The 6,755-nt window shown below is 69.5% G+C and carries 5 protein-coding genes and 1 pseudogene; all 6 read left to right on the top strand.

Features of this window, described 5'->3' with window-relative positions; genetic code table 11:
• Positions 1–960, top strand: a 960-nt coding sequence (locus WBL05_RS03040; RefSeq protein ID WP_424223643.1) for an HAD-IC family P-type ATPase, incomplete at its 5' end; no start/stop codon positions are given.
• Positions 961–1,040: 80 nt separating this feature from the next.
• A pseudogene (locus WBL05_RS03045) lies at positions 1,041–1,330 on the top strand (metal-sensitive transcriptional regulator).
• Between the two features lie 110 nt (positions 1,331–1,440).
• On the top strand, positions 1,441–2,508 hold the full coding sequence (locus WBL05_RS03050) for a type II glyceraldehyde-3-phosphate dehydrogenase (RefSeq protein ID WP_424223644.1): 1,068 nt from the start codon (positions 1,441–1,443) through the stop codon (positions 2,506–2,508).
• A 413-nt stretch (positions 2,509–2,921) separates the two neighbouring features.
• Entirely contained in the window at positions 2,922–4,862 is a 1,941-nt protein-coding gene (locus WBL05_RS03055) for a copper-translocating P-type ATPase (RefSeq protein WP_424223646.1), read from the top strand.
• A 75-nt stretch (positions 4,863–4,937) separates the two neighbouring features.
• Positions 4,938–5,846 (top strand): DMT family transporter, encoded by a 909-nt coding sequence (locus WBL05_RS03060; protein ID WP_424223647.1) that lies wholly within the window; start codon positions 4,938–4,940, stop codon positions 5,844–5,846.
• The coding region (locus WBL05_RS03065; RefSeq protein WP_424223648.1) for a beta-phosphoglucomutase family hydrolase at positions 5,843–6,755 on the top strand (913 nt) is incomplete at its 3' end. The genes WBL05_RS03060 and WBL05_RS03065, both read left to right, overlap by 4 nt.

Consider the following 6,755-nt stretch of genomic DNA (forward strand, 5'->3'; position numbering starts at 1 on the left):
GCCGTCGGGAACCGGCGCCTGCTGGAGGGTGCCGGCGTGCGGGTCGAGGCGGCCACCGCCGACCGGCTCGCGGCCGACGGCAAGACCCCGATGTTCGCCGCGGTCGAAGGCCGCTTCGCCGGGGTCATCGGCGTGGCCGACACCGTCAAGGACGGCTCTGCCGCTGCCGTCGCCGCCCTGCAGGCCCGCGGGATCGACGTGGTGATGATGACCGGTGACAACCGGGCCACCGCAGCCGCGATCGCCCGCCAGGTCGGCATCGGCCGGGTGGTGGCCGAGGTCATGCCCGAGCACAAGGCAGCCGAGGTCGAACGCCTGCAAACCGAGGGCCGGGTGGTGGGCATGGTCGGGGACGGCATCAACGACGCCCCCGCCCTGGCCCAGGCCGACGTCGGCTCCGCGATCGGCACCGGCACCGACGTGGCGATCGAATCCTCCGATATCACCCTGCTCTCCGGGGCGCTGTCCGGCCTGGTCACCGCGGTGGACCTGTCGCGGGCCACGATGCGCAACATCCGCCAGAACCTGGTATTCGCGTTCATCTACAACGGTCTGGGCATCCCGATCGCTGCTGGCGTGCTCTATCCGGCGCTGGGCTGGATGCTCAGCCCGATGATCGCCGCGGCCGCGATGGCCCTGTCCTCCCTGTCGGTGGTGACCAACGCCAACCGGCTGCGCGCCTTCGCCCCCAGGCCGATCCCCAAGGTCACTCAAGTCCCCGCCACCGACCCGGTGGTGGAGGTCGGGCACGGACCCGACGAAACCCACGAAGAGACGGGGAACAACATTTCCCAGAAGCCCACAACGGTCACCGATCCCGTCTGCGGGATGAACGTCGACCCGTCAGCGGCCGCGTCGAGCCTCGACCACGAGGGGCAGACCTACTACTTCTGTTCCAACCACTGCGCCGAGAGCTTCCGGGCCGATCCGGCCAAGTACACCGGGGCGGGCACGCCCTGACCTCAGATTCGCCTGGGAGGCACCCGCGCATGGCTGCGGTGCCTCAGAGAAAGGTGCCTCAGAGAAAGGAGGACAGACCGATGACAACCATCCGGCCCGTGACGGGTTCGCGAGACGACGTGCTCGTCCGGCTGGCGCGGATCGAGGGTCAGGTCCGCGGCATCGCCCGCATGGTCGAGCAGGACAAGTACTGCATCGACGTCCTCACGCAGATCGCGGCCGTCAACCGGGCCCTGCAGTGCGTGGCGCTGGCCCTGCTGGAGGGCCACATGAGCCCTGCCTCATCGACGCCGCCAGCACCGGCGGCCCGGAACATGACGCCAAGCTCAAGGAGGCCTCCGCCGCCATCGCCCGCCTGGTGCGCAGCTAACCACCCATCGACGGGCCGCTAGGTGTGGACCGCGCGCGCCGGCGCGCTGAACCCATCACCACAGATCACGAACACAGACCACAAACACGCAGGGACCGGGAGGTCAACACATGAACGTTCAGGTTGCCGTCAACGGCTACGGGGTCATCGGTAAGCGAGTCGCCGACGCGGTTCGCGCGATGCCGGACATGGATCTGGTCGGGGTCGCCGATGTGGCCACCGACTGGCGCATCCGCGCCGCCGCCGAACGCGGCATCACCGTGTACGCCGCCACCGAGACCGCAGGTGTGGCCATGCGCGAGGCCGGTGTGCCGGTGGTCGGCACTCTGACCGACCTGCTCGACCAGGCCGATGTCGTGGTGGACACCACCCCGAAGAAGGTCGCCGCCACCAACCTGCCCACCTACCAGGCGGCGGGGGTCAAGGTGGTCCTGCAGGGCGGGGAGTCCCATGCCACGACCGGGCACTCCTTCGTCGCACAGGCGAACTACGCCAGCGCCGTGGGTCGGGACATGACCCGGGTGGTCTCGTGCAACACCACCAGCATCGTGCGGGTGCTCGGCGCGCTCCAGGATGCCGGACTGCTGGCCCGGGCCCGCGGGGTGTTGATCCGCCGGGCCACCGACCCCAGCGAGTCCCATGAGGGCGGAATCATGAACACGATGGTCCCCGAGGCCGCCATACCCTCTCACCAGGGGCCCGACGCCACGACCGTGCTGCCGGAACTGGACGTGGTGACCATCGCCGCGAAGGCCGCCCACACCCAGACCCACAACCACTTCTGGACGGTGCAGCTGACCCGTCCCGCCGACCGACAGGAGGTCCTCGCGGCACTGCGGGAGGCACCGCGGATCGCGTTCATCCGCATGGCCGACGGGCTGACCGCGCTCAACACGACCGTGGAACTCATGCGTGACCTGGGACGGCCCCGCGGGGACATGTGGGAGGTCGCGGTGTGGGAGGACGTGCTCAACGTTGACGGCGAGGAGGCCTACCTGACCTACCAGGTCAACAACGAGGCCATCGTCATCCCGGAGACGATCGACGCCATCCGCGCGCTGACCGGCACGGCGAGGGATGCCGCGACCTCCATCGCGATGACCGACGAGATCCTCGGGATGCGGCGGGAGTTCCTGGCACCGGCGGGTCTGCCATCGGGTCGACCGGCGGACGGCTGACAGCCATACCATGAAATACGCGTCACGGCCTTGTTGGACACCCCTGCGGGTCTGCGGTCAGGCCGGCATCTCCCATCTCGATGTTGTCCAACATGGCGCCCGGCCCGCCGCCGACGTGCCTGAACAGGCTGCGCGGTGAACAGTACGAGAAAACCAACGGAGCTAGGAATCAACACGTGACACAGGGACACCACCACGAGCAACATCGACGGGATACGGAGCGAGGATCGGACGATCACCGCGGTTCGCCGGCAGCAGCCCCCGAGTGGCCGCCGGAGCGGAACCAGCCCAAGGAGGCCACGACCCCGGGCCACGACGAGGTCGTGAGCCACCCCGGCCACGCGGCGTACGATCCGCAGCTTGGCCCTGATGCCCATGCTGGACACGACAGACATGAGGGCCACACCCCGGAGATGTTCCGCAACCGGTTCTGGGTGGCCCTCGTCCTGACACTGCCGGTCGTGTTCTGGGCCGAGCACATCCAAGAACTGCTCCGGTACCAGGCTCCTGTATTCCCGGGTTCCACCTGGATTCCTCCGGTGCTGAGCACCGTGATCTTCATCTACGGAGGATGGATCTTCCTCCAGGGAGCCTGGCACGAGCTGCGGGCCCGGCTCCCGGGCATGATGACGCTGATCGCCCTGTCCATCAGCGTGGCCTTCGTCTTCTCCTGGGTTGTGCAACTCGGGCTCCTCGACGCCAGCCCCTTGTGGTGGGAGCTGGCCACCCTGGTGACCATCATGCTCCTCGGACACTGGGTGGAGATGCGGTCGATCGACCAGGCTCAGGGCGCACTGCAGGAGCTGGCGAAACTGCTACCAGACCTGGCAACACGGATCACCGACGACGGCGAGGAGACCGTCCCCGTGACGGAACTGCTAGACGGGGACGTGGTGCTCGTGCGGCCCGGTGAGAGCATCCCCGCCGATGCGGTCGTGCGACGCGGAACCAGCGACATCAATGAGGCGATGATCACCGGGGAGTCCCGACCGGTGAAGAAGAGCGAGGGGCAGGCGGTCCTTGCCGGGACGATCAACGGAGAGGGTTCCCTGCGGGTCGAGGTGACCGGCACCGGGGCTAACACCATGCTCTCGGGAATCATGCGGCTGGTCTCCGAAGCGCAGGGGTCCAAGTCCCGAGCCCAACACCTGGCCGACCGGGCCGCACAGCTCCTCACCGCCGTGGCCCTGGTATCGGGGGTGCTGACACTGATCGTGTGGCAGTTGCTCGGGGCCCCCATCGACTTCTCCATCGTGCGCGTGGTCACCGTGCTGGTGATCGCCTGCCCGCACGCGCTGGGCCTGGCCGTCCCGCTGGTGGTGGCGATCTCCACCACCCTCGGTGCACAGAACGGGCTGCTGGTGCGCGATCGCAGGGGCCTGGAGGAGGCTCGCCTCCTGGACGTGGTGGTCTTCGACAAGACCGGCACCTTGACCCTGGGTGAGTTTCGCGTCGTGAACCTGGCGGTGGCGGACGGCGTCACCGAGGAGGCCGCGCTGCGGATCGCTGCCGGGGTCGAGACGGAATCGCAGCACCCCATCGCCCGGGGGATCGTCATCACGGCACAGGACCGCGGAATCGACGTCCCAGCACCGGAGGGGTTCCGGTCGATCACCGGCAAGGGCGTTGCGGCGTCGGTGGACGGAGTGGAGTACCACATGGGCGGCCCCCGTCTTCTCGAGGCCGAGGAGGCGCACGTTCCGGAGGCACTACGGGCGGCCGCGTCCCAGGCGTCCGAGCGGGGTCAGGCGGCCATCTATCTCCTTCGCGACAGCAAGGCCCTGGCCGTGTTCGTCGTCGCGGACGCCGTCCGCCACGAGAGCCGTGAGGCGATCGATGCCCTCCACCAGCGTGGTATCGAGGTCGCCATGCTCACCGGTGACGCGTGGCCAGTGGCGAACGCGGTGGCTGAGGAGCTTCAGATCGACACGGTGTTCGCCGAGGTGCTGCCTGAGGACAAGGCCTCAAAGATCCGCGAGCTGCAGGGAGAAGGTCGAAAGGTGGCCATGGTCGGTGACGGGGTGAACGACGCACCGGCGCTGGCCACCGCCGACCTGGGCATCGCCATCGGGGCCGGAACTGACGTGGCCGTGGAAGCCGGTCACATCGTGCTGGTCCGCTCCGATCCACGCGACATCCCCCGAATCGTCACGCTGTCCGCCGCCACATACCGAAAGATGGTGCAGAACCTGTGGTTGGCAGCGGGTTACAACATCGTGGCCATCCCGCTGGCAGCAGGTGTCTTGGCTCCGTGGGGGATTCTCCTGACGCCCGCGCTCGGTGCGATACTCATGTCGGCGAGCACTATCGTCGTCTCCCTCAACGCTCAGCTGTTGAGACGGGTCCAACTGTAAATGGTCACCCGCATCGTTCCCCGCGCGCCCTTGGGCGCGGGGCTCGGAGCGTTGCGGTCACCCCGCGCTGGCCGCATGATCTGGATCACCGCCGCCTGGGCCGCGTGCTTCGTGGCGATCGAGTGGGGCCTACGGGACGCGCCCGTTCTGTGGTACGCCGCGCTGCGGGCCGTGCTCGCCGGTGCCGTCCTGGTCGGGCTGGGTGCTTTTGAGCGCCGCCTAACACCGACAGCGGCACGAGACTGGGCGTGGATCACCGTGCTGGGGTTGGTGAACGTGACCGTCGCGTTCGCGGTCATGTTCGCCGGGGTCGCCAGCGGCACCACCGGCACCGCCGCGGTGTTCGCCAACGCCCAACCCCTGCTCATCCTGCTACCGGCGTGGTGGCTGTACGGCGAGAAGCTGTCGGCCAGCACCAGCGCGGCTCTCGGTTTGGGCTTCATCGGCCTGGTCTTGGTCGCGGTCCCCGGCGGCGGAGGCAGCGGCGCCGGGTTGTCACTGGTGTCCGCCGCGGCCGTCACCGGCGGAACCCTGCTGTCCCGGCGCCTGCGCGGTCTGGATGTCGTGATGTTCACCGGGTGGCACCTGCTCCTCGGCGGGGCCGTCCTGGCGGCGGTGGCTGCGGTGCTGGAGGGACCTGCGGTCATCGCCTGGACCCCTCGCTTCGTTCTCACCCTGCTTTTCCTCGCGCTGGTCGGCACGGCGGCCACCACGGTGGCGTGGTTCGCGGAGGCGCGCCGCTCACGCCTCGACGCACTCACCGCCTGGACGTTCCTCACCCCGGTCGTGGGGATCGCGCTCGGCATCGCGCTGCTCGGCGAACGCCCCACCGGGTGGACCGCCGCGGGCCTGGGTGTGGTCCTTGCCGCCATGTGGATCGTGCTGCGGCGCCCGCCTGTTCCCGAGCCCCACCGGTCGCCCGGCCCGATGCCAGTGGCGCGCCCCCCTGCAGACTTCCACCCACCGTCAGGAGATGGACAATGAACCGGACCATGGCGTACGAGCCGGGCCGCGAGCCATGGCCGACCGGGGCAAAGCCGCCGCAGGAGGCGGTGATCTTCGACCTGGACGGCGTGGTGACCGACACCGCCAGCATGCATGCCGCCGCCGGGAAGCGTCTGTTCGACGAGGTGCTGACCGATCCGCGGCTGGACGGCGGCCCGTACGCCCCGTTCGACGTCGCCGAGGACTACCGGGCCTACGTCGACGGACGCTCCCGCGAGGACGGCGTGGCCGCTGTCCTGACCTCCCGCGGCATCAACCTCCCTCCGGGCGGCGCCGGCGACGGTGAGGATGCCTGGTCGGTGCGCGGCCTGGCGGCGCGGAAGAACCGGATCAATCTCGACCTGCTCACCGAGCAGGGGCTGCGGGTATTCCCCGGCACCGTGGACCTGCTACGTCGGCTGCGGGCCGGTGGGGTGCCGGTGGGCCTGGTGACCGCCAGCCGTAACGCCGAACAGGTGCTCACCGCGGCGGGTCTGAACGGGCTCTTCGACGCGGTCGTGGACGGCCGCCAGGCCGAAGAACTCGGTTTGCCAGGCAAGCCCGACCCCGCAATGTTCTTGCGGGCGGCCGAGCTGCTCGGAGCCGACCCCGCCCGGATGGCAGTGGTCGAGGACGCCGTCGCCGGAGTGCGTGCCGCCCGGGCCGGCGGCTTCGGTCTGGTGGTCGGGGCGGACCGGGCCGGTGATCGTGGCGCACTGGAGGCCGCCGGGGCCGACATCGTCGTCGCGGACGTCTCCGAATTGGACCTCGGGGCGCTGCGCGCCGATCCATGGACGCTGGTCTATGAGGGTTTCGACCCGGCCCACGAGGCCCACCGGGAGGCGCTGACCACGCTGGGCAACGGCTACCTGGGCACCCGCGGGGCGGCGCCGGAGCGGGCCGCGGACA

This window comes from Brooklawnia sp. (assembly GCF_049651565.1).
In the GTDB taxonomy this organism is placed as follows: domain Bacteria; phylum Actinomycetota; class Actinomycetes; order Propionibacteriales; family Propionibacteriaceae; genus Brooklawnia.

Bases quoted from the DNA above. Each gene is read 5' to 3' on its own strand.
- WBL05_RS03050 (WP_424223644.1), top strand. From the start codon at position 1,441: ATGAACGTTCAGGTTGCCGTCAACGGCTACGGGGTCATCGGTAAGCGA.
- WBL05_RS03055 (WP_424223646.1), top strand. From the start codon at position 2,922: ATGTTCCGCAACCGGTTCTGGGTGGCCCTCGTCCTGACACTGCCGGTC.
- WBL05_RS03060 (WP_424223647.1), top strand. From the start codon at position 4,938: ATGATCTGGATCACCGCCGCCTGGGCCGCGTGCTTCGTGGCGATCGAG.